The following is a 20312-nucleotide window of genomic DNA, read 5'->3' as shown; positions in this document are numbered from 1 at the left end:
AATTATAATTGCATTTAAGCCATTATGAATATTGGAAGCACCCCGTGTAAAACACGACAGTTCAGGGTCTCTTAAACCCAGCCCCAGTTAAAAATAGAAAAAGCTATTCCAAACTTCGGCAGTCATCCCTTTCATCACTGGTCCCAATCGCTTTTTCGACTCACAGTAACTACTAATGATTTCCGCACCTCTTCATATGAAATTTTGATATCGGACATTATTATATCTTTTTTAAGATTTATTTACAATCTTTATTTATGATTGGCCAGTTCCAAGATGGTGCTATCAATAAACTAAAAAGGCCATTGGAAAGCAGAAAATGTAACCATTTTGCCCCACCATATTTCACCTCCCCCGCCATCAAATGAGTTACAATATACTTAATTAAAACAACAGGGGGTTCACAATGAAAATAATCAAGCAATCATTATTTCCGCAATCAAACGCCTTCTTAAAGGGCTATGTTAGGGAATCAGACACTGATGCTCAACATTTTAAATTTCCAGCAGTTATTATCGTGCCAGGGGGATCATTTACCCACATTTCAGAACAACAAGCAGAAAGTTTTGCACTTAGTTTTGCAGCTCAGGGGTACCAAAGCTTTTATCTCAGATATAGCTTTGAAAATGAAAAGCATCCATTGATGCCCCATCCATTGATTGAATTAGCTAAATCAGTTGATTATTTAAAAACCAATGCAATTAGCCTTAATATCGATCCTAATAACATTGTAATTTGTGGTTTCTCAATTGGTGGGTTCGTGGTCAGTTCATTCAATAATCGTTATGACGATGATAAATTATTAAAACTGGTACAACCACAAACCAACTTAAAACCAAAAGCTACCATTCTAAGCTACCCAGTGATCGATTTAAACCTTGGTTTCCCCCCAGACAAGGATAAAATTGCCGATTGGGAAACTGATAATCAACTAACTGGCACCGAAAACGGGGTTACGGATACGAACGTTCCTACTTTTATTTGGCATACTGCAGACGATCCCTTTGTCCCATCGATCAATGCATTAAAATATGCAGAAGCATTGGCTGACCATGGCATCGACTATGAATTACATGTTTTCCACCACGGTAGCCACGGACTAGCAATGGCCAATCAACTGACTGCATGGAATGAGGCAAGTAACGATCCACACGTTGCTAATTGGTTCCCCCTAGCAATCGAATGGCTCAATCAAATTTAACAAACAAAAAAGCATTGCTTGCGCAATGCTTTTTTAATAAACAGATTTTTGGAATGGATGGTACTTCTTTAATTTTCCTGCATAATGATAGTAAAGCCACTCACAAAATTGAAACCAAGTATACCCTACTAAAAATGCTCCAATGGTATCAGAAGGAAAATGGGCATTTAAGAATACCCGCGATAACATCACTAGAATTACATAAATCACTGCAATCGTCTTCGCGATCATTTGTGCTTTTTGCGTATTCAGTAACGGAATCACCATTACCCAAACAACGCTGATCACTAATACCGTGCCTAGAACATGCCCGCTGGGGTAACTAAAACCAGTATCAGATGCTGAGTGTAGTAATGGCCGTGGTCTTTGGATTATGTTTTTCAAAATTGCTCCGATCACATTTCCGCTTAGCAACGTAAAAATCGCCCAGACAGCCGGGATTCGATATTTAATCGTCCAAAGAAAGAACGCAATGATCAAAATCCATAAAATGTCCATCTTAGGACTAGCCAAAAACGAAACAAATCCATAAATCAATTGCTTATAAAATTGTTCACGTCCTTGCACTGCACTAGTTACGATCGAATCTAAAAATGATAGATACCCAGAATCAGATCCCGTACTAATCATCACCCCGCCCGTAACTATAATCGTCAGCACGAGTGATAAAATAAACCGATACATGCGGTTTATATCCTTATTAATTAACACCTTTAAATTCATCCCCTAGAATATAACTCTGTATTTACCAATTATAACATAGCAATAACTACAACGCTTCCATTAAAAATTTACAATTATTTAAAAATAAGCATATAATTGATAACGTATTATAATATCTAAACTATTAGGAGGATTATCATGCTTGAGACTGCTCTTATTATGATGGCACTTGGTGTTTTCGCTGGAATCGCTGGTGCAATCTTGGGCCTGGGTGGTGGAATTATTGTTACCCCCATTTTAACATTAGGATTTGGCCTGAATATTAAATATGCAATTGGTGCAAGCATTATCGTGGTCATTGCCACTAGCTCTGGCTCCACAATTGCTTATTTAAAAGATGAGGTCTTGAACCTCAGGGTCGCAATGTTTTTGGAAATTGCGACCACCATTGGTGCGGTTGCCGGATCATTGTTAACAGGAGTTTTAGATCCGAAATACCTATATGTTCTATTTGGATTATTACTTATTTTTTCTGGATTCAACATGTTCAGAAAGCTAAAAATGAAACCTGATGACTACCGATCTGGTAAAGAAGATTCGTTAGCCAAAAAGTTGGAATTAAATGGTAGTTACTATGATAAGAACCTTAAAAAAACAATTGACTATCAAGTTACCAACGTCCCAAGTGGGATGTCAGTTATGTTCGGTGCTGGACTTGCTAGTGGGTTACTTGGGATTGGGTCTGGTGCATTTAAAGTGATTGCAATGGATACCTTCATGAAAATGCCGTTAAAACCTTCTAGTGCCACCAGTAATCTAATGATGGGGGTCACCGCAGCTGCAAGTGCCACGGTTTACTTTTTTAACGGTACCATCCTCCCTAACATTGCTGTTCCGCTCGCCATTGGTATTTTAGGTGGTGCAGTAATTGGATCACGAGTTATGCAGGTCCTGCCTACTAAATTAATTCGTATCGTATTCATTCCGATATTACTATATATTGGTGCTAACATGCTATTTCAAGGATTTGGGGTGAAATTATAATGCAAAATCAACCAAATGAAAAACTAGATCAGGAAATGAATAGCATTGAGTTGATCATCGGTAAGATTCTGCGTATCGGAGTCATTATCTCAGCTACGATCATGATCATTGGCTGGCTGTTACTGGTCATTACGGGTAAATCAGGCTACTCTGGTGATTTTCATCCAACATCGTTTCATGAAATCATGGCTGGTATTTTCGCCCTCAAACCGTATGCCATCATGATGTTTGGCATTTTTTGTTTGATCTTAACACCGGTGTTAAGGGTCGTAGTATCAATCTATTCATTCTTCAAAGAACACGATATGCTATACGTTTACATTACTACGTTCGTCCTCATCGTATTAATCATTAGTTTCTTCATCGGAATATCACAAGCATAATAAAAGTCGTCACGTTAGCAACTGAAGGGCTCTATAATCGTTAGATTTTGTCTAACAATTATAGGGTCCCTACTAACGATGACGACTTTTTTCGATTCGTTCTAATTTATCACGATGATAATGACGAGGAGAACGGTAGTGACGGGCTTTAAAAAGCAATTGATTGATTACTTCAGCCACTAAGAATCCTGCTGAAATTGATCCAGCGATAAATGCCACTTGCAACAGATTATACTTAGCTAATCCGTATTGGTTCAATGCCATGTCCCGCATGACTTGATAGGCTTGTCCCCCAGGAACCAATGGCACTAAGCCTGGAATATTAAAGATGATCACCGGCAATCTTTTATAACGAGATGCTAAAATCCCAGCCATCCCAATCGTAAAAGTACCAAAAAAGTTACCGCCAATATAACCACCAATATAATTAACGTATAGATAATATACCAACCAACCAAGAACCCCGACAATTCCATCTAAATTCAATGCGCGGTGGGGAACGTTAACTAAAATCCCAAAGCAAACTGTTGCAATGTAGACAAAGCAGATATTTAAAATAAACATTGGAAAACTCCCTATTTGAATAGTGTTATTGCTAACGCAACCCCAAATCCAAGTGCACAGGCAATCATTAATGCCTCAATCCCACGCGCAGGACCACTGACTAAATTTCCAGACAGTGCATCCCGCACCGCGTTCGTAATTGGCACTCCTGGCACCAGCGGCATGATGCCACCAATAATTAAATCATCAATGCTAGTCGCAATATGTAGCTTAATGATAATAATTGATGCCAATGCAACCACGAACGCTGCCAAGAACTCACTAATGAATTGAACTGCAATATACTTGTTGATCATAAAATATGCGATCCAACCCAACATCCCGACAAAACAAGCTGCCCAAAAATCAGGTAAATTATTTCTAAATACCACTTCCAAAGTCCCACTAATCACTGCTGCAGATAGTGTTTGTAGCCAAAACGGAAAGTCCTTCACATTTTTTTCGATCAAAGACAGGCGATAGTGAAATTCTTTCAGCGTGATTCGATGCTCTGCAAACTGTCGAGAATAATCATTTACTAATGACACCTTTTCCAAATTAAACGTCCGTTTTTCAATTACGGCAATTTGAGCCCCAATCTTACTACTTGGCGACATCATAATCCCAGTTAGGGTAACGTATGCTCTGGCTTGATAGGCCTGTGCATTTTCAGCAATTCGATAAATCGTATCTGTCACCCGACTCATTTCTGAGCCGTTTTCAATCATTATTTTCCCCGCTAGTAAGCAGGTTTCCACAACTAACACATCTTTTTTAGTTCGTGGTTTTGGCAATTCTAACACCACCCTTAATTTTATTAATATGTATTAAAAGAGCTCCCAAAGGGCGCCCTTTTTAAAATCATTCTATTCAACTGGCTTAACAAAGACATAGTGAGAAGCCTTATAACTAATTGAGATCTCTTGATTATCAGTAATATTAATTACCTTCATTGGACCCTCGAATGGAGCATGTTCGATGACCTTAAGCTTATCACCAATATCCAATTGAATATCCCCCAGATAAGTTAATAAATCATGGTTATCAATAAACCGATCAACAACGACAGTTGATCCATCTTCTGCATCATTTAATAACGTATGACTATCCTCGGAATACTTTCCACTGGCTGTTGGAATTACTCCACCATGTGGACAGTGGGTCGGATGGCCTAACTTATCATCTAATGCGTTCAATAACCGTGGACTAGTAACATGTTCTAATTGTTCCGCCTCATTATGAACATCAGGTAAGTCATAATTTAATTCTTTCACTAAGAAAGTTTCCCAGATTCGATGCTTCCGAACCAGCCCCTCAGCTAGTTTAACCCCCGCTGGGGTCAGAGAAACTCCAGAGTAGGGTTCATGTGAAACTAACCCCTCTTCAACTAGCTTATTAACCATCTCAGTGACAGAACCTGCGGCGATATTTAGTCCAATCGAGATTCTTTTGTTGGAGACCTTTTTAGTCGTGCCACCAAGTTCGAAAATGATCTTAAGATAGTCTTCCTTCATTGGACTCATTGATTTCACCTATTTTCATATCACTTCGTAAAAAAACACATATAAAATACTCTGTTTTATTTTACGAAAATAACAATACAATATATAATTAAATTATACAGCAAATCAAAGCCTAAATAAATGGTTAGGTTTTGTTAGTTAGTTAGGAGAGTTATTATATGAGTGATAAATTGTTCAGTTTTAGTGAGCTTAGTGATCAAGCTCAACACACTGCGGTAAAGGATTTTGCAATCTTTTATGTGCATCAATATGAAAATAACAACATGGAATTAATCGCTAACTACGATATTGACGGTGTTGTTCAAGATATCAATCGTGATTTATACATCAACCGCTTCAATCTGGAATCAACCATTATCAATGATTCAATTTCAGAACGGTTCACTAAGTATGCGCACTTATTAAAAAACATTGATCAAAAGTACTTCGATAACGGTAATCCCGAAAAGAGTTGGGATAATTGGTACGAAGATAAATATGCTGATGTTCAACGCGGCCTTTAAAAAAATGGTTTCAATCGCAATCAAAGACGATTGAAACCATTTTTTATTTGATGTCATTTCCCTGGTCAAAAAAGAATTCCTCTTGTTTACCACGCTCAACTTCCGCTTGAATTGTAACGTGATCAATATGATACTTACGCTTTAATAGATCAGCAATCGGTTGATAAATTTTCTCAGCCTCACTAATCATCATATCGTCCATATTGACATGGGCCGAAAAAATAATACTATTTTCATCGATCGACCAAAGATGGACATGGTGAACATTAGTAACGCCATGTACATTCATAATGTCTCTTTTCAACATTGCGCAATCAACGTTCGGTGCTCCCTGCATTAAAATATAAATTGTTTTTTTAATGATGGGCCACGTTTCAAAAATAATATAGATTGCAACGATAATCGTGACCAATGGATCCATAAAATACCAACCAAAGAACTTGATCAAAATCCCTGCAATAATAATTCCGACCGAAGATAGTGAATCACTCAAGAAGTGTAAATAAGTTGCCCGAATATTTAAGTTGCCCTTTGAACCACGGCTCAACATGACAGCTGAAATAAAATTAGCAATTGTCCCAATAATGGCAACGATGAACATTAAATCACCGTCTACATGTTCGGGCTTCAACAATTTTTGCACTGCTTCAATGATCAAAAATCCAGAAACAACAATTAAAAATACGGAATTAATAAATGCAGAGATAATTTGCGCCCGCCTAAAACCATAGGTATTCCGACTGGTTTGTTGGCGTCCACTAATTCGATGGGCGTAATAACTCAATATTACCGATAATGAATCTCCTAAATTATGAAATCCATCAGAGATTAAAGATAAACTACCGGCAAAGATACCGCCTAAAAATTCTACTAATGTAATTAAAGCGTTCAAGACGGTAACGAACAAAAATTTACCGCCGCTTAGTGCATCGGCATGGTTGTGATCATGATGATTTTCTGCCATTAATATGTTCCTCCTTTTCTTCATATACACTTATAATTATACGTGCATAAGTATTTAAATGTAAACCACAAACCAAAAAAAGGATGCTTGTTATTCACAAGCATCCCATTATTATTCCACCATGCGCCAATTTCCCTCGGCAGCCTTAGAAATTTGATTTAAAAAATGCAGGATCCGCCCAGCAGTTTCTTGATCATGAACTGCTAAGTGATTGAGCCCTTCACCAGAAATCAATGGTGTCCCCAAACTAAATTTAGTCCCATCTAATTGACCCTCAGAAAAGGCAACTACTGTTTCACCCGATTCAATTTGGGTAAAGATAAAGAACAGGCTATATTCATCATCTTCCTTCATATAGGCAGGCATTGACCAAACGCCATCAGCAATTTCTTGCATCTCTTCATTATCAAACTTGTAATATTTATGATTAGCTTTTGTGATGGGCTTTTCCAACACAAATAACATCTTATTAAAAACCGCATCACCCAGTTTAATATTATCTTCCATCTTGCGAGTTCTCCTTTGATTGATTTAAGCGATTATGCTCAATTCGCAACCGCTCAATTTCGCCTCTAATTTCACCTAACATTTCTAATTGGAGGCGTGAAACTTCCAATGAATGCGGCAATTGGCTTTGGTTCAAATGATCCAACTTAGCATGTAAAATCCTTAATTCGTGTTCTGACTTTAGATTAACGTGAAAATCGTTTTCTGCATCCATTCGATCACGATCAGCAGATCGATTTTGACTCATCATAATGATCGGAGCTTGAACCGCAGCAATACAACTTAAAAATAGGTTCAAAAGGATAAATGGGTATGGATCAAATTTAACCCCGAACAAGTGGGTCACATTGAAGAACATCCAGATTGATAAAATGGCAATGAAGATTAAAATGAACGTCCAACTACCACCGAACCTGGCAACCCCGTCAGCAACTTTTTCACCAAAGGTTTGTTGATCCTTCAAAATTTTGTTCACATCGGTCACTTCATAATTATCATCTTGTAATGCCTTCGTCAAACGACGGTTGATTCGCTGGTTATGTAGATCATCTGAATGAATCATCTGGTCAATCCGCCCAATTCTATAGTCTAACAAATGGTGCTCACAAATAAAACTTTGCGGGGTGGCTTGATGGTGTTCATTTTTGATCTGGTTATAAAGTGGCTTTTCTAGTTCGTATAGGTACATCCCCGATTCAATCGGAAAAATCTTCCCATCTACAATGCATTTATCAGTTTTTAAATCAGCCATGGGGCTATTCATCTCCCTTGATTAATGATTCCATGTCAGCTGGGACTGGGGCTTGATATTCAACGAACCGTCCCTTAAATGGATCATAAAATTTAATATCGCTTGCATGCAGTGCCTGGCGTTCAATCCCCAGGTGTAATGGCCCCCCATATAGTTGATCACCTAGCAAGGGATGCCCCGTTTCACTAAGGTGAACCCGAATTTGATGGGTCCGCCCCGTATGCAATTTAATCCGCAGTTCGGTAAAGCTAGCAAATTCATTTAACACCCAATACTCAGTTCGTGCGGCTTGGCCATCTGCCATTCGGTGCCGCTTGACCTCCGATTCTAATTTACCGATCGGAAAATCAATTATGCCATGAGAACGATCTAATCGACCCTTCACTAACGCTAAGTAGCGTTTGTCGATCGCATGGTTCATGACCTGTTGATTAGCAAAACTATTCGCAATCCGGTGTTTGGCAACTAATACCACTCCACTAGTAAAACGATCCAAGCGCGTTATCAAGTGCGGTCTTAGGTCCTGACTTTTCTGGGCGATCAAGTGACCTTTGATTCGATTAACCAGTGTATCATGACGATTACTAGGGCCTGGGACGGAGGTTAATCCAGCAGGTTTATTGACTACCAGCCAGTTAGCATCTTCATAAATAATGTCAATTGGCTGATCACTTGGTTCAACGTTAGGGTCGCTAGTCTCAGGCGGTAAAATAACTTGCACGACATCGTTAGGCCGCAAAGCAACGTTGCCAGTAATGGACTTGCCATTGACCTTAAAATCACCGGTATTCCTAAGCGATAAGAACATCCGATGACTAATTCCGTGTTGCTTTAAAAAACTTTTTAGTGTGTTCCCAGTTTGGTTTTGATATTGCCACTCTAGTTTAATGGTCCAAGCCCCCTTAGTAACGTTCTTGATTAATATCATAACAAAAAAAGACCGCTGTTGGCAGTCTTTTCAGAGTAACTATTTTACAATAACACCCTGTTTAACGAAATTATCTTTAATATACCTAGCAATATGATCGAAGTCAGTCGCCCCGAATGGGTGCCACTCGGATTGATTATCCATTGCCATTAATCGGTTATCCCGTTCTTCAACGTGAATCCCAGCTAAATGAGAATAATCAACCTTTATTTCCGGGTGATAGCTCTTTAGCCAACCAATTAAACGCCGATAGCTAGTGTCATAAATAAAGCTAGCTTTTTCTAAACCGCGATCCAATCGGTTTCGGACATCAGAGCAAACGTTATTGAACGCACTGTCTTCAGCGGTTCGGTACATGCATGAACTCATTTAATCAATCCTTTCATAATTATGAATAATTCATTATAACATCTTGTACAATTTAATTAAAATAAACCAAATAACTTATTTAAGATTATCTAATGAATAAATACGTAAAAAATATTAACTGATTTAACTTTTTTAATCATTTAGTTGGTAATATTTAATTGAGTGCCAGCTCACTGCGATATAGCAAAGTTGAGCCATCAATATACTAACATAACATCAATTATAATGATGAATATGAATTCAATCAATAGTTTTGAGTTAAATGTAACATAATTATTTTGATGATTATAAATCTAATTTAATTGTTAGAAACGCTCAATTAAAGTAAACTAGATTTAAAGAATGAAGGGATAAACAATATGAAAAATAAAAACCAACGCATTGTTGTCAAAATCGGGACTAGTTCCATTATTGATTCCGACAGTAACGTTAAACTACCAGTAATTAAAACATTGACCGCAGTATTGAGTACATTACGCAAACAGCAATTTGAGGTCATCCTAGTGACGTCTGGGGCAGTCGGGGTCGGCATGAACACGGTTGGAATCAAAAATCGACCAGAACAAATCGCCGAATTACAAGCCCTATCCGCAATTGGCCAAAGTGAGTTAATGGACATTTACTCTGATCAATTTAAAGCATCCGATCAAACCGTTGCCCAACTGTTACTAACCAGGGACGTTGTTGACTATCCTAAAAGTCGCCAAAACGTTTTGCAAACCATTAACACCCTCTTGAAAAACAATGTCATCCCGATCATCAACGAAAACGATGCCGTTTCGGTCGATGAATTTAATCATCAAACTACCTTTGGTGAAAATGATCAACTAGCCGCCATCGTGACTAACTTCGTTGATGCTGACCTATTAATCATCCTGTCCGATATTAATGGCCTTTATGATGCCAACCCTAAAAACAATCCCGACGCAAAGTTATTGCAATGGATTCCAGAGGTCAACGATAACTTGATGAAAGTCGCTGGCGGCCACGGTTCTCAATTCGGAACTGGTGGAATGGCCACCAAGCTAAACGCCGCTCGGTTAATCCTTGAACACCACAAAGAAATGGCCATTTTAAATGGTCAAGATCCAGCAATTATTGAACAACTAATCTCAGGTGCCAATGTCGGCACCTACTTCAGTACTAAGAAACCGGAGGGTCGTAATAATGAATAAGGATGATTTAATTCAATTGGGTAAAAACGCCAAGCATGCTAGCTTTACCGCCAGTAACTTAGGTACGAAACAAAAAAATGATATCTTGCTCGCATTCGCTGATGCAATAGAACAGGCCACCCCCACCATTTTAAATGCTAATCAAAAGGATTTAGCAAATCCGAATATCGAACCCCGCTTTTTAGATCGGCTAAAACTAGATGATTCACGCATTGCCAACATGGCAACTGGGCTGCGCAAACTAGTCGAACTAAAGGACCCGATCGCCTCAATTGATGGCGGTTGGGAAACTGAAAATGGACTGCGGGTAATCAAACAACGCGTTCCCTTGGGCGTAATTGGAATGATCTATGAAGCCCGCCCCAACGTGACCATTGATGCTGCGGGACTATGCTTTAAGGCAGGTAACGCGGTCATCTTACGGGGTGGCAAGGAAGCAATGCATTCTAACCTCGCTTTAGCATCGATTCTGCGCGCCGTCTTAAAAAGCCATAAGTTAGACCCAAACATCGTTCAAATCATCGATGATTCTGCACATGAGCTTGCCCAACAATTCATGGAACTAACCGACTATGTTGACGTTTTAATTCCCCGCGGGAGTGCCAGGTTGATTCAAGCCGTAGTAAAACACGCTAGCGTCCCCGTGATTGAAACCGGTGCTGGTAATTGTCATATCTACGTTGACAAGGATGCAGAGCTGAAAATGGCCGTTGATATCATTATTAATGGTAAGGTCCAACGTCCTTCCGTATGTAACTCAACCGAAAAGATCCTAATTCACAAAGATGTCGCAGCTAAAATGCTGCCTAAGATCGTGAGTGAACTCACTAACGCCAACGTCGAGGTGCGGGGGGATGAACAAACCCGCATGATCGTGCCAGGCGTGATTCCAGCAACCAATGAAGATTGGCAAACTGAATACAATGCGTTGATCATTGCCATTAAGGTGGTCGATTCAGAAGCTGCGGCCATCGAATGGATCAACCATTATGGGACCCACCATTCCGAGGTAATCGTTTCTGACAACTACCAAGCGGGAGTCCAATTTCAAAAACAAGTTGATGCTGCTTGTGTTTACGTGAACGCCTCTTCGCGCTTCACTGATGGATTTGAATTTGGGTTTGGAGCTGAAATCGGAATCTCCACCCAAAAATTACATGCCCGTGGCCCGATGGGATTGGAAGCCTTAACTTCGTATAAGTATGTAATCAACGGGGATGGCCAGACCAGAAAGTAAGGATAAAACGCCATCCATGACTTAATAGCTTGAAGACGCTATGATGATATAAACAGGATCAAAAAAGTTAGTCAAGGCTTTTAAAGAGGCATTCGAAAGCAACTTTAACAACGAACCCTATTAAAATTTAACCATAAGTTTGCAATCTTTTTAATGGTTGATAAATTATCCAAACTAAAAGGGAACTTAGACAATAAAAGAGCGGTCAAGACATTTTAATCTTGATCGCTCTTTTATCGTCATAATTAATACTTATATAGCAAATGGGAATCATTTCCAATTTTAATATTCTTGCCTATTTTTTTCATAGTGAATTTTAAATTTTTCCCACCATGAAGAATCCCACTTGATTTAATGCTGTATCTTAAGACGTACTTGTGATTACCTGTAATCTTATAACTAAGATTATATCCATTTTGAACTGGAATCCCAGAAGTCCAATAAATCATTTTTGTCTTTGTAATATTTAAAGTCGACATTAAATCAGCACCATATTTATGTGATTTATACTTGCCTCTCAATACTTTTGGAGTTCCCTTATGCCAAGTAGCTGCATTTACATTAATATTGCTAAATGTAAAACTTAGTCCAGCAGTAACGGCCAATCCTAAAATCAGCTTATTAAATTTCATTGTAAATCGCTTCCCTATCTTCTTTTAGTGGTGTGTTTCTTGGCCTTTTTGACATGCTTTTTTGCCTTCTTGACATGCCGCTTAGATTTCTTAACTTTCTTTTTAGCCTTGGCCTTCTTATGTTTAGCCTTTTTAACGTGCTTTTTAACTTGCTTATGCTTCTTATGATTGCTCGTTGTGCTACTGGTACCAGTAGTTCCAGTATTATCATCATTAGAATCAATATCACTTGATGAATTATTAGTGGTACTGGAACCACTATTTGGGGCAACCTGGTTAGCATTAGTACTAGATCCAGCGGTATTATTAACAGTTTGACCTGCATTTGTACTGCTGGAATTACCCGGCGTTACGACCGGTTGATAAGCCTGTGCCGCATTCACAGCCACGGTAGCTTGTTGTTTTAGTTGACTCAATTGTTGGGTCAAGCTATTGACGGTTTGACTCCGGGTGTTGATTTGACTTCGCAATTGACTAATCGTATCGGTCAAGCCCTGGATATCGTTTTGCAAACTACTGATTAAAGCTTGTTTGTTGCCGTTGTTCGTGTTCCCGAGTTCGGCTTGGGCATAGGCTAAACTCCGCTTGCTCAAGGTCACTTGGGTTTGCAGACTGGCCACGGTGGCTTTTGCCTGGTTGATGGCATTCGTGTCGACTTGGACGGGTTGGGCAACGTAGGCGTTGGTAACATCAAGTTGGCTTCCATTTGCCCCCCAAATTGGACTATCAGGTGTTGGCATCATCGCACTAAAGAAGTGGGCTTGGCCGAGCGTATCGAAGCCGACGCTCCAGTAACTGCGGGGCAAAAAGGATGCTTGATTGGTCTGCAAGAAATTACGCGTATGGCCCCAGTTACTATCACCATCTTGGGTGAGCATACTGGTATATTCACGATAAATCATCTTGTAAACATCGTTCATCGTCATGCTGGGATTATATGGAGCGGGCATGTATTGAGCCGGAATCCCAAAATCACCACTAGTGTTGAATCCGGATGAATAGTTTTCGCGCCATGAGGATTGAATCCCGTTATTACTGGTGGCGTTGTTCAAGGCGTTCAAATCATGCCCATCTTTGTAGTAAATACTCCAATTGTCTTGACTATAACCAGCGGTGATTTGGTTCATAATGTTTTGCGTCCCGTTGGCGCCAAAGTAAGCCAATGGTTGGCCGGCTTGTTGTAAGACGCTATTTTCAAGTTGGCCAAAGAAGGCTTGCATTTGGGCGTTTTGGTCACTGGTCAAATGGTTCAAGTCAACATGTTCGTTCATCGCGGCTTGATTGTCTTGATAAGCGGGGACTTGGACTTGACTGGCCCATTGGGCCCATTGGTCGTTACTCCAAAAGCCCATATTGCTAGCGTTCGTGCCACTTGGTAAGGTGATTTGTGGAACTTGGTTAGCGGTCAATTGGGCGTACTTAGCGTTAGCGGCATCGTATTGAGCTTGCCAATTGTTCAAGTCAGATTGCTTAGCGTTAACGTTCGCTTGAGCCTGGGCAGGAGTAATATTGCTAGTGCTGCTACTCTGTGCAGATGCCAACTGTGACTGCTTATCACTTAAAGCATTACTCTGGGTAGCTAATTCAGATTGCGCACTAGCGATTGCAGACTGATTGATATTGATCAATTGCTGAGTGTAATCAACTGACTGCTGAGCCTTATTAGCATTAGCAGTGGCATTCTGGTAATTAGTAGATTGCGGTGAAGGATTAACCGTATCAGCATGGGCAGCGGTTGCTCCAGCACCAAAAAATGCAGCAGCAATCCCAGCAGTTAACAGTGCACGATTGACTCTCTTATCCATTAATATGTAATCTCCTTCTATAAATAAAATTAAAAATATCTTAATTTGATTATAACATTTATTAAATCCTAAAATCTATAATAAGACAGTTAATAAAAATATGTAAAATAAAACCCCACTTAGATTTAAAATCTAGGTGGGGTTTTGGATGGGGAACCATGTTTAATTCTCCAAATCAATCCGCTTTGCAACAACTTAAAATGCTGTTAAATCAACCATTAGGCTTCAAGTTATTATTATTTATTCCCATTCAATTGTCGAAGGTGGCTTACTCGTGATGTCGTACACAATCCGATTGATTCCCTTCACACTGTTAACCATCCGAGTGGAGATCTTGGATAAGACATCCCATGGAATTTGTGAAAAGTCAGCCGTCATTCCATCAATCGATGAAACAGCCCGAATCGCAATCGTGTATTCGTAAGTTCGGCCATCACCCATGACCCCGACACTCTTAAAGCCAGGCAGAACGGTGAAGTATTGCCATACTTCGCGTTGAAGCCCCGCCTTTGCAATTTCATCTCGTAAAATCGCATCGGTTTCCCGAACCAAGTGGAGTTTTTCTTCGGTAATCGCACCGATCACCCGAATCCCAAGGCCAGGCCCTGGGAATGGTTGCCGCCAAACAAGGTCGTCAGCAATCCCAAGCTTCTTACCTAGCACCCGCACTTCATCCTTAAAGAGTGAGCGAAGTGGTTCGATCAACTTAAATTGCATGTCTTCTGGTAATCCACCAACGTTGTGGTGTGACTTGATAGTTTGGGCAGTATCAGTTCCACTTTCGATCACGTCGGTGTAAAGCGTCCCTTGAGCTAAGAACTTAATATCCTTGAGCTTAGCGGCTTCATCGTTGAACACTTGAATGAATTCATTTCCGATGATCTTACGCTTTTGTTCTGGGTCTGAAACGCCGGCTAATTTATCTAAGAACCGTTTTTGCGCATCGACCTTAATGATGTTAACCCCGAGATCTTCGTTTAAGGCCTTCATCACTTGTTCTGGTTCGTCCTTGCGCATCAAACCGTGGTCAACGAAGATACAAGTCAATTGATCACCAATTGCACGGTTCAATAATGCGGCAACGACACTGGAGTCCACCCCACCAGAGAGGGCCAAGATGACCTTTTGGTCGCCAACTTCTTGGCGGATGGAGTTTACTTGTAAGTCGATGAAATCATCCATCGTCCAGTTCGCTTTTGCTCCACAGACCTTAAATGCGAAGTTCTTCAAGATGTCATTTCCATACTTGGTATTGCGAACTTCGGCATGGAATTGCACCCCGTAGAACTTGCGAGCAGTATCTTGCATTGCAGTGATTGGGCATTCTTCAGTCGTTGCAACACTTTCAAAACCATCGGGAACCTTGGTCACTAAGTCCCCATGACTCATCCAAACTGGTTGTTTTTCTGGAAGGCCAGTGAAAAGGGTCTCTTTATTTTGTTCGGTCACGTCAATATCAGCATGGCCGTATTGACCGTTGGAAGACTTAACTTCACCACCACCAAGGGTGTATGCCATTAATTGCATCCCATAACAAATTCCCAAAATTGGAATTCCCAACTCAAAAATCTTAGGATCGACACTTAATGAGTCCTTATCGTACACACTATTAGGACCACCAGAGAAGATAATTCCCTTTGGTCCCCATTCTTTAACTTCTTCAGCAGTCATCGTATGGGGTTTTAATTCTGAGTAAACACCCAAATCTCGGATTCGACGGGTAATCAATTGATTGTATTGACTCCCAAAATCTAATACCAAAATCTTATCGAATGCAGATAAATCAATATTAGCCAAGCCGTTACACCCTTTCACATAATTCAAACAAATTATTTTTATATCAATAATGATAATCGATAAACTAGGTCAAGGTCAAATTAAATTCTAGTATTTCCGCAACAATAGCTCATCAATAATGTGATGTTTTGCTTTATGAATAATCATATTGGCCCGACTTCTAGTGGGGAGAATGTTATCAGTTAGGTTCGGCATATCAATGTCACGCCACACCCGTTTTGCCATTTTCATCGCTTCATCCCGATCGCCGGTTGCATAATCATAGTAATAGTTAGAGGGGTTCATGAACGCCGTATCCATTAGTTTTGCAAAGCGGTCTAAATACCAACTCTCGATCAACTTCGGATCAGCATCAATATAGATCGAAAAGTCAGTAAAATCACTAACGTAGATTTGTTGATTACTAGGCAGCTGTAAGGTGTTGATTCCTTCAATGATCAAGATATCAGGACGGTCGATAATATCATAACGATTTGGAATAATATCGTAAACATCATGTGAATAAACGGGTGCCTTCACGTCTTTTTGGCCATCCTTGACCTGATCTAAAAAATAGATCAGCCGCGCCATGTCATAACTTTCCGGAAAGCCCTTACGATCCATTAAATGCCGTCGTTGTAGCTCCGCGGTGGGATACAAGAATCCATCCGTCGTGATCAATTGAATCTTACGGTCATTCAAAAAATAAGATAGTAGCAGCTCTAATAAACGTGCAGTCGTTGACTTGCCGACTGCTACACTCCCTGAAATCCCAATAATGAACGGGATCTTACGGTGGGGTTGTTGTAAAAAGTCCGCTCGCGTTGCCTGCCACTGGTTAAAACTATCAGTTCTTAATTTTAACAGATGGACCAGTGGGATATAGACATCCCGAACGTCCTTCAATGAAATCTCATCATTGAACGCCTTGACCCGTTTGAGGCCCTTTTTAGTCACTGGCAACGATTGAGCGGAGTAAAATTCACTCCACCGTTCCTTGGTAAATGAATAGTAGTTAATCGGTTTACTCATGGGTCGCTCCTAACTTAACTGGTAGCGTTGGCTTGGGACTGCAGCAAATAGCGGTGATAATTCCCCATTTGAAATCACAGTGAGATCATGCATTGCCCGCGTACAAATTGTGTAAACGAGTTGACTATCATCCTTACCAGGATATTGCTTTTTAGAAGCATCCCACATTACAACAGAGTCAAATTCTAGCCCCTTTGCAAGATACGATGGAATTACTAATACCCCATTGGTAAGTCGTTGGTTTTCGGTGCGCAATAAATTATTTTTAATTCCCCGTTCATTTAATTGTGCACTAAGGGATTCACAATCAGCAAGGGTCTTGCCAATCACCGCAATCGTTTCTCCTGATTCAGCCTGGATAACAGATTCCAAGGCATCCAAAGCAGCAGTATTATTTTTAGCAACCTTAATCGTTGGTAATGCACCCTGCCGTGCAAATGATTCAATCTTTGTATCATTACCTAAAAGGTACTTGCTAAAGTCAGTAATCTGTTCCGTTGAACGATATGATTTATTTAATTCGATCACCCGTGTTGTTTCAGGATCGAACATAATTGCTAAGCCCTTCATCATGCTGCGGCTATTTTCATGGGTAAAAATAGCTTGGTTCAAGTCCCCTAGCAAAGTGAACTTAGCCCGTGGGAAGTTATACTTTAAAAACGCAATCTGGAACGGCGTGTAGTCTTGGACTTCATCAATAAAGAAGTATCGAATATCACGATTAACGTGGCGACCAGTCATCTTATCATATAGGTACAAGTATGGTGATACGTCAGCCATTGAAATTTGGCCATTCTTAAGGCCCTTAATCGTTGAATTAATGCCCGCCTTCCATTCGGCCTCGTTAATAGTATTCTGGCTTAAATCGATTAATTTAGGGATTTTTCTTAGCATATCAACCGTTTGTTGGTTAATACTCAAAAAACGATTATGAATGATTTGTTTATGGATCTTTTTAAACGCACCAATTACAATATGCTTTGCTAAGAACCGATACTCTGCATTATGGTCGGCAAAGTCATCTGGGTGGCCCATCCGCAGGGTCCTGATTTGTTCATCGCTTAGGTCTTGAATCGCATTTTCCACCCACTTGGTCTTAATTTCAGACTTAATGCGGTTGTTCAATCGCTTCACTAAGGCTTCGCGGGTCCCATCAATGCGGTTTCGTAGGTTATAATAATTGTTAAAACCATAATAAATGTCGCGGATCATCTCTTTGCTGAACAAAATTTCACCACGAAACTTAATGTTTCTAAAGCGCATTCCAGAATGATTCAATGCCTCAGCATACTTGGTGACCGCCTCAAAATAAGGCAGACTACTTTTAAAATCATTAATTTTGCGTTTATGGGTGGCCCCAGAATTATCTTCTAAAAAGCGTTGGGAAAGGTTTTCCACTGCTAAATGGGGTAACCGATGGCTGGCGTATTGGTAATAAGTCATCTGAACCATGTTTTGTTCCCCTAATTCAGGGAGGACCTGGTTAATATAATCATTGAACAGTTGATTTGGTGAAAATAAAATTACTTGTGAAGAATTAAGTTTTCCCCGATAACGATATAGTAAAAACGCAATTCGTTGTAAGACCGCAGCCGTTTTTCCAGAACCTGCAGCCCCCTGAACAAATAGTAAATTAGACTTAGTGTCACGAATGATTTGATTTTGTTCCCTTTGAATCGTAGTAACAATACTCTTCATCTTAGTGCTGGACTGGTTGCTCAAGTTATTTAACAAAAGCTGATCACCAATTGCTGCATCGGTATCAAAAATCGTTTTAATTTTACCATTTTCAATTTGGAATTGCCGTTTGAGCTTTACATCAACAGTTTGTTCACCATCAGGAGCTACATACTGAACTTCTCCCAACTTGTTTTCATAGTAAATACTGGAGATGGGTGCCCGCCAATCATAAATCAAGTAATGATCAGGAGCGTCTGATAACGATGCTAGGCCAATGTAGATGGTTTCATCGTGATCTTCACCATTCTCACGAATATCAAGTCGCGCAAAGTATGGACGTTCTTGGAGCCGTTTTAATTTTTCGATTTGGAAAGTGGCATTGTTCCAACTATTTTGTCGTTCATCTAGCAACTGTTGTTGTTGTCTAATCGAAATAGAGGTATCCATTAAGCCACTATAGGTCCCCGTATTGACGCGGACATCATTATAAAAATTATCCTGAATCGCCGTTTCATCGTTTTCTGCTTTTTTAGCACTAATCTCAAATTTGTGCTTTTGGGTTCTGATTTCATCTTCTACTATATCTAAGTGATGCTGTTCATATTCTTTAATCGAGTCAGCCATTTTTTTATCTCCTAACTTCAAAACTTGAATAAATATTTTAGCACAATTTCAGCTAATAACAAACTAAAACGCTGTAAAATCACAATTAATCACTTTCATCATTAAATATGATAAAATTAAGGTATTAATTAGCATTACTGAGGAGGATATTTATGACAACCGTAAACATATATTTTGTTCGTCATGGTCAAACTTATTTAAACTATTATAATCGCATTCAAGGAATTATTGATGCCCCATTAACTAAAAAGGGAATTGCAGATGCTGATAATGCTGGTGAACGGCTTAAAAATATTAATTTTAATGCCGCATATTCAAGTGACCTACCAAGAGCTGCTAATACAGGTCGTCATATTTTAGCTAAAAACCCAAGTGATGTAAAAGAACCATTATTGGACAAGGCTTTTCGTGAGGAAAACTTTGGTTACTTTGAAGGAAACGATAGCGGTCAAGCATGGCACGTTATTGGTGGACCAGAAGGTTTTAATGATTTTAGTGAAATGCTTAAAAAGCTAGGAATGGGTGGGACTGCAACCCTTATTCGCAAGGCTGATCCATATAACCAAGCTGAAGACGATGATATGATTCGAGCACGCTTTCAACCTGGCTTAAAACGAATTTTAGAGCATGCTAGTGATGGTGATAACGTCTTAGTTACGGCTCATGGTAGTATCATTCGTTGGGTCACCGAACAATATAGTGACTTTGATATTTCAAAACCAATTCTGAATGGTAGTATTACCAAAATGGTCGTTAAGGATAATCACCCCTCAATTGAATACTATAATCATATTGATTAGTGCCTAATGTTTTATGAGGCTTCAATGATCATATGAAATTCAAAACTTCTTTAATAATATTAAAGAAGTTTTTTTATTTCCCATTAAACAAAAAAGGTGAAAGGCAATCGGATTAATTCCGACAGCCCTTCACCTAAAACACATTCTGATAAAGTCTAGACCCTATCTGGTT

At 39.6% G+C, this 20312-nt stretch carries 21 protein-coding genes and 1 riboswitch; of the genes, 7 read left to right on the top strand and 14 right to left on the bottom strand.

Going from position 1 to position 20312, the window contains the following annotated elements; translation table 11 throughout:
* Positions 1-27 precede the first annotated feature (27 nt).
* A riboswitch (Lysine riboswitch) is annotated at positions 28-201 on the bottom strand.
* A gap of 205 nt (positions 202-406) precedes the next feature.
* Positions 407-1201 (top strand): lp_1002 family arylesterase, encoded by a 795-nt coding sequence (locus tag ACSYTJ_RS02080; RefSeq protein ID WP_491720047.1) that lies wholly within the window; start codon positions 407-409, stop codon positions 1199-1201.
* A gap of 33 nt (positions 1202-1234) precedes the next feature.
* Here ACSYTJ_RS02080 and ACSYTJ_RS02075 read toward each other — a convergent pair whose 3' ends face one another.
* The gene (locus ACSYTJ_RS02075) at positions 1235-1912 is read right to left on the bottom strand and encodes a phosphatase PAP2 family protein (RefSeq protein WP_491717213.1); all 678 of its coding nucleotides are present in this window, start codon (positions 1910-1912) and stop codon (positions 1235-1237) included.
* A 150-nt stretch (positions 1913-2062) separates the two neighbouring features.
* Here ACSYTJ_RS02075 and ACSYTJ_RS02070 point away from each other — a divergent pair, with 150 nt between their 5' ends.
* Both ACSYTJ_RS02070 and ACSYTJ_RS02065 read left to right on the top strand, forming a co-directional pair.
* Positions 2063-2908, top strand: coding sequence for a sulfite exporter TauE/SafE family protein (locus ACSYTJ_RS02070; protein WP_491717212.1), 846 nt, complete (start codon positions 2063-2065; stop codon positions 2906-2908).
* The gene (locus ACSYTJ_RS02065) at positions 2908-3291 is read left to right on the top strand and encodes a DUF1634 domain-containing protein (protein WP_491717211.1); all 384 of its coding nucleotides are present in this window, start codon (positions 2908-2910) and stop codon (positions 3289-3291) included. Before ACSYTJ_RS02070 ends, ACSYTJ_RS02065 begins: the two co-directional genes overlap by 1 nt.
* 72 nt (positions 3292-3363) lie before the next feature.
* On the opposite strand, the gene ACSYTJ_RS02060 is transcribed toward ACSYTJ_RS02065, so the two are convergent.
* The 3 genes from ACSYTJ_RS02060 to ACSYTJ_RS02050 all read right to left on the bottom strand — a co-directional run bounded on the left by ACSYTJ_RS02060 (position 3364) and on the right by ACSYTJ_RS02050 (position 5357).
* Positions 3364-3855, bottom strand: a complete 492-nt coding sequence (locus tag ACSYTJ_RS02060) for a threonine/serine exporter family protein (protein ID WP_491717210.1) — start codon at positions 3853-3855, stop codon at positions 3364-3366.
* 11 nt (positions 3856-3866) lie between these two features.
* Positions 3867-4628 carry a threonine/serine exporter family protein gene (locus ACSYTJ_RS02055; RefSeq protein ID WP_491720046.1) on the bottom strand — a complete coding sequence of 254 codons (762 nt, stop codon included), beginning with the start codon at positions 4626-4628 and terminating at the stop codon, positions 3867-3869.
* A 72-nt stretch (positions 4629-4700) separates the two neighbouring features.
* Positions 4701-5357 carry a metal-dependent transcriptional regulator gene (locus ACSYTJ_RS02050; RefSeq protein WP_491717208.1) on the bottom strand — a complete coding sequence of 219 codons (657 nt, stop codon included), beginning with the start codon at positions 5355-5357 and terminating at the stop codon, positions 4701-4703.
* A 158-nt stretch (positions 5358-5515) separates the two neighbouring features.
* Between ACSYTJ_RS02050 and ACSYTJ_RS02045 the strand changes: the two genes are divergently transcribed.
* Positions 5516-5860 carry a hypothetical protein gene (locus ACSYTJ_RS02045; protein ID WP_491717207.1) on the top strand — a complete coding sequence of 115 codons (345 nt, stop codon included), beginning with the start codon at positions 5516-5518 and terminating at the stop codon, positions 5858-5860.
* Positions 5861-5903: 43 nt separating this feature from the next.
* Here ACSYTJ_RS02045 and ACSYTJ_RS02040 read toward each other — a convergent pair whose 3' ends face one another.
* The 5 genes from ACSYTJ_RS02040 to ACSYTJ_RS02020 form a co-directional block, all read right to left on the bottom strand.
* Positions 5904-6824 carry a cation diffusion facilitator family transporter gene (locus ACSYTJ_RS02040; RefSeq protein WP_491717206.1) on the bottom strand — a complete coding sequence of 307 codons (921 nt, stop codon included), beginning with the start codon at positions 6822-6824 and terminating at the stop codon, positions 5904-5906.
* A gap of 111 nt (positions 6825-6935) precedes the next feature.
* Entirely contained in the window at positions 6936-7331 is a 396-nt protein-coding gene (locus ACSYTJ_RS02035; protein WP_491720045.1) for a hypothetical protein, read from the bottom strand.
* A complete protein-coding gene (locus ACSYTJ_RS02030) occupies positions 7321-8082 on the bottom strand; it encodes a DUF1003 domain-containing protein (RefSeq protein WP_491720044.1) in 762 nt (253 codons plus the stop codon). The genes ACSYTJ_RS02035 and ACSYTJ_RS02030 overlap by 11 nt, the downstream gene beginning before the upstream one ends.
* Before the next feature lie 4 nt (positions 8083-8086).
* Entirely contained in the window at positions 8087-9010 is a 924-nt protein-coding gene (locus ACSYTJ_RS02025; RefSeq protein ID WP_491720043.1) for an RluA family pseudouridine synthase, read from the bottom strand.
* A 39-nt stretch (positions 9011-9049) separates the two neighbouring features.
* Positions 9050-9379: a hypothetical protein gene (locus tag ACSYTJ_RS02020; RefSeq protein WP_491717203.1), complete on the bottom strand. Its 330-nt coding sequence runs from the start codon at positions 9377-9379 to the stop codon at positions 9050-9052.
* A gap of 359 nt (positions 9380-9738) precedes the next feature.
* Between ACSYTJ_RS02020 and proB the strand changes: the two genes are divergently transcribed.
* Both proB and ACSYTJ_RS02010 read left to right on the top strand, forming a co-directional pair.
* Positions 9739-10554: a glutamate 5-kinase gene (proB, locus tag ACSYTJ_RS02015; RefSeq protein WP_491717202.1), complete on the top strand. Its 816-nt coding sequence runs from the start codon at positions 9739-9741 to the stop codon at positions 10552-10554.
* Positions 10547-11791, top strand: a complete 1245-nt coding sequence (locus ACSYTJ_RS02010) for a glutamate-5-semialdehyde dehydrogenase (RefSeq protein ID WP_491720042.1) — start codon at positions 10547-10549, stop codon at positions 11789-11791. The genes proB and ACSYTJ_RS02010 overlap by 8 nt, the downstream gene beginning before the upstream one ends.
* 245 nt (positions 11792-12036) lie before the next feature.
* Here ACSYTJ_RS02010 and ACSYTJ_RS02005 read toward each other — a convergent pair whose 3' ends face one another.
* From ACSYTJ_RS02005 to helD, 5 genes are all read right to left on the bottom strand, one after another.
* Positions 12037-12423: a hypothetical protein gene (locus tag ACSYTJ_RS02005; RefSeq protein WP_491720041.1), complete on the bottom strand. Its 387-nt coding sequence runs from the start codon at positions 12421-12423 to the stop codon at positions 12037-12039.
* A 14-nt stretch (positions 12424-12437) separates the two neighbouring features.
* Entirely contained in the window at positions 12438-14228 is a 1791-nt protein-coding gene (locus tag ACSYTJ_RS02000; protein WP_491720040.1) for an SEC10/PgrA surface exclusion domain-containing protein, read from the bottom strand.
* A 240-nt stretch (positions 14229-14468) separates the two neighbouring features.
* The gene (guaA, locus tag ACSYTJ_RS01995; protein WP_491717199.1) at positions 14469-16025 is read right to left on the bottom strand and encodes a glutamine-hydrolyzing GMP synthase; all 1557 of its coding nucleotides are present in this window, start codon (positions 16023-16025) and stop codon (positions 14469-14471) included.
* A gap of 87 nt (positions 16026-16112) precedes the next feature.
* Positions 16113-17036 carry a type I pantothenate kinase gene (coaA, locus tag ACSYTJ_RS01990; RefSeq protein WP_491717198.1) on the bottom strand — a complete coding sequence of 308 codons (924 nt, stop codon included), beginning with the start codon at positions 17034-17036 and terminating at the stop codon, positions 16113-16115.
* Between the two features lie 9 nt (positions 17037-17045).
* Positions 17046-19340 (bottom strand): RNA polymerase recycling motor HelD, encoded by a 2295-nt coding sequence (helD, locus tag ACSYTJ_RS01985; protein ID WP_491720039.1) that lies wholly within the window; start codon positions 19338-19340, stop codon positions 17046-17048.
* Positions 19341-19492: 152 nt separating this feature from the next.
* On the opposite strand from helD, the gene ACSYTJ_RS01980 reads away from it, so the two are divergent.
* Entirely contained in the window at positions 19493-20140 is a 648-nt protein-coding gene (locus ACSYTJ_RS01980) for a histidine phosphatase family protein (RefSeq protein ID WP_491720038.1), read from the top strand.
* The last annotated feature ends 172 nt before the right edge of the window (positions 20141-20312 follow it).

It is taken from the genome of Nicoliella sp. ESL1113, from assembly GCF_058509245.1.
Note: the sequence above shows the minus strand (reverse complement) of the source record. Positions and strands in the feature narration are given on the sequence as shown.

Excerpts from the sequence above, each read along its gene's own strand:
- ACSYTJ_RS02080 (WP_491720047.1), top strand. The coding sequence starts at position 407 with ATGAAAATAATCAAGCAATCATTATTTCCGCAATCAAACGCCTTCTTA.
- ACSYTJ_RS02070 (WP_491717212.1), top strand. The coding sequence starts at position 2,063 with ATGCTTGAGACTGCTCTTATTATGATGGCACTTGGTGTTTTCGCTGGA.
- ACSYTJ_RS02065 (WP_491717211.1), top strand. The coding sequence starts at position 2,908 with ATGCAAAATCAACCAAATGAAAAACTAGATCAGGAAATGAATAGCATT.
- ACSYTJ_RS02060 (WP_491717210.1), bottom strand. The coding sequence starts at position 3,855 with ATGTTTATTTTAAATATCTGCTTTGTCTACATTGCAACAGTTTGCTTT.
- ACSYTJ_RS02050 (WP_491717208.1), bottom strand. The coding sequence starts at position 5,357 with ATGAGTCCAATGAAGGAAGACTATCTTAAGATCATTTTCGAACTTGGT.
- ACSYTJ_RS02045 (WP_491717207.1), top strand. The coding sequence starts at position 5,516 with ATGAGTGATAAATTGTTCAGTTTTAGTGAGCTTAGTGATCAAGCTCAA.
- ACSYTJ_RS02040 (WP_491717206.1), bottom strand. The coding sequence starts at position 6,824 with ATGGCAGAAAATCATCATGATCACAACCATGCCGATGCACTAAGCGGC.
- ACSYTJ_RS02035 (WP_491720045.1), bottom strand. The coding sequence starts at position 7,331 with ATGGAAGATAATATTAAACTGGGTGATGCGGTTTTTAATAAGATGTTA.
- ACSYTJ_RS02030 (WP_491720044.1), bottom strand. The coding sequence starts at position 8,082 with ATGGCTGATTTAAAAACTGATAAATGCATTGTAGATGGGAAGATTTTT.
- ACSYTJ_RS02025 (WP_491720043.1), bottom strand. The coding sequence starts at position 9,010 with ATGATATTAATCAAGAACGTTACTAAGGGGGCTTGGACCATTAAACTA.
- ACSYTJ_RS02020 (WP_491717203.1), bottom strand. The coding sequence starts at position 9,379 with ATGAGTTCATGCATGTACCGAACCGCTGAAGACAGTGCGTTCAATAAC.
- proB (WP_491717202.1), top strand. The coding sequence starts at position 9,739 with ATGAAAAATAAAAACCAACGCATTGTTGTCAAAATCGGGACTAGTTCC.
- ACSYTJ_RS02010 (WP_491720042.1), top strand. The coding sequence starts at position 10,547 with ATGAATAAGGATGATTTAATTCAATTGGGTAAAAACGCCAAGCATGCT.
- ACSYTJ_RS02005 (WP_491720041.1), bottom strand. The coding sequence starts at position 12,423 with ATGAAATTTAATAAGCTGATTTTAGGATTGGCCGTTACTGCTGGACTA.
- ACSYTJ_RS02000 (WP_491720040.1), bottom strand. The coding sequence starts at position 14,228 with ATGGATAAGAGAGTCAATCGTGCACTGTTAACTGCTGGGATTGCTGCT.
- coaA (WP_491717198.1), bottom strand. The coding sequence starts at position 17,036 with ATGAGTAAACCGATTAACTACTATTCATTTACCAAGGAACGGTGGAGT.
- helD (WP_491720039.1), bottom strand. The coding sequence starts at position 19,340 with ATGGCTGACTCGATTAAAGAATATGAACAGCATCACTTAGATATAGTA.
- ACSYTJ_RS01980 (WP_491720038.1), top strand. The coding sequence starts at position 19,493 with ATGACAACCGTAAACATATATTTTGTTCGTCATGGTCAAACTTATTTA.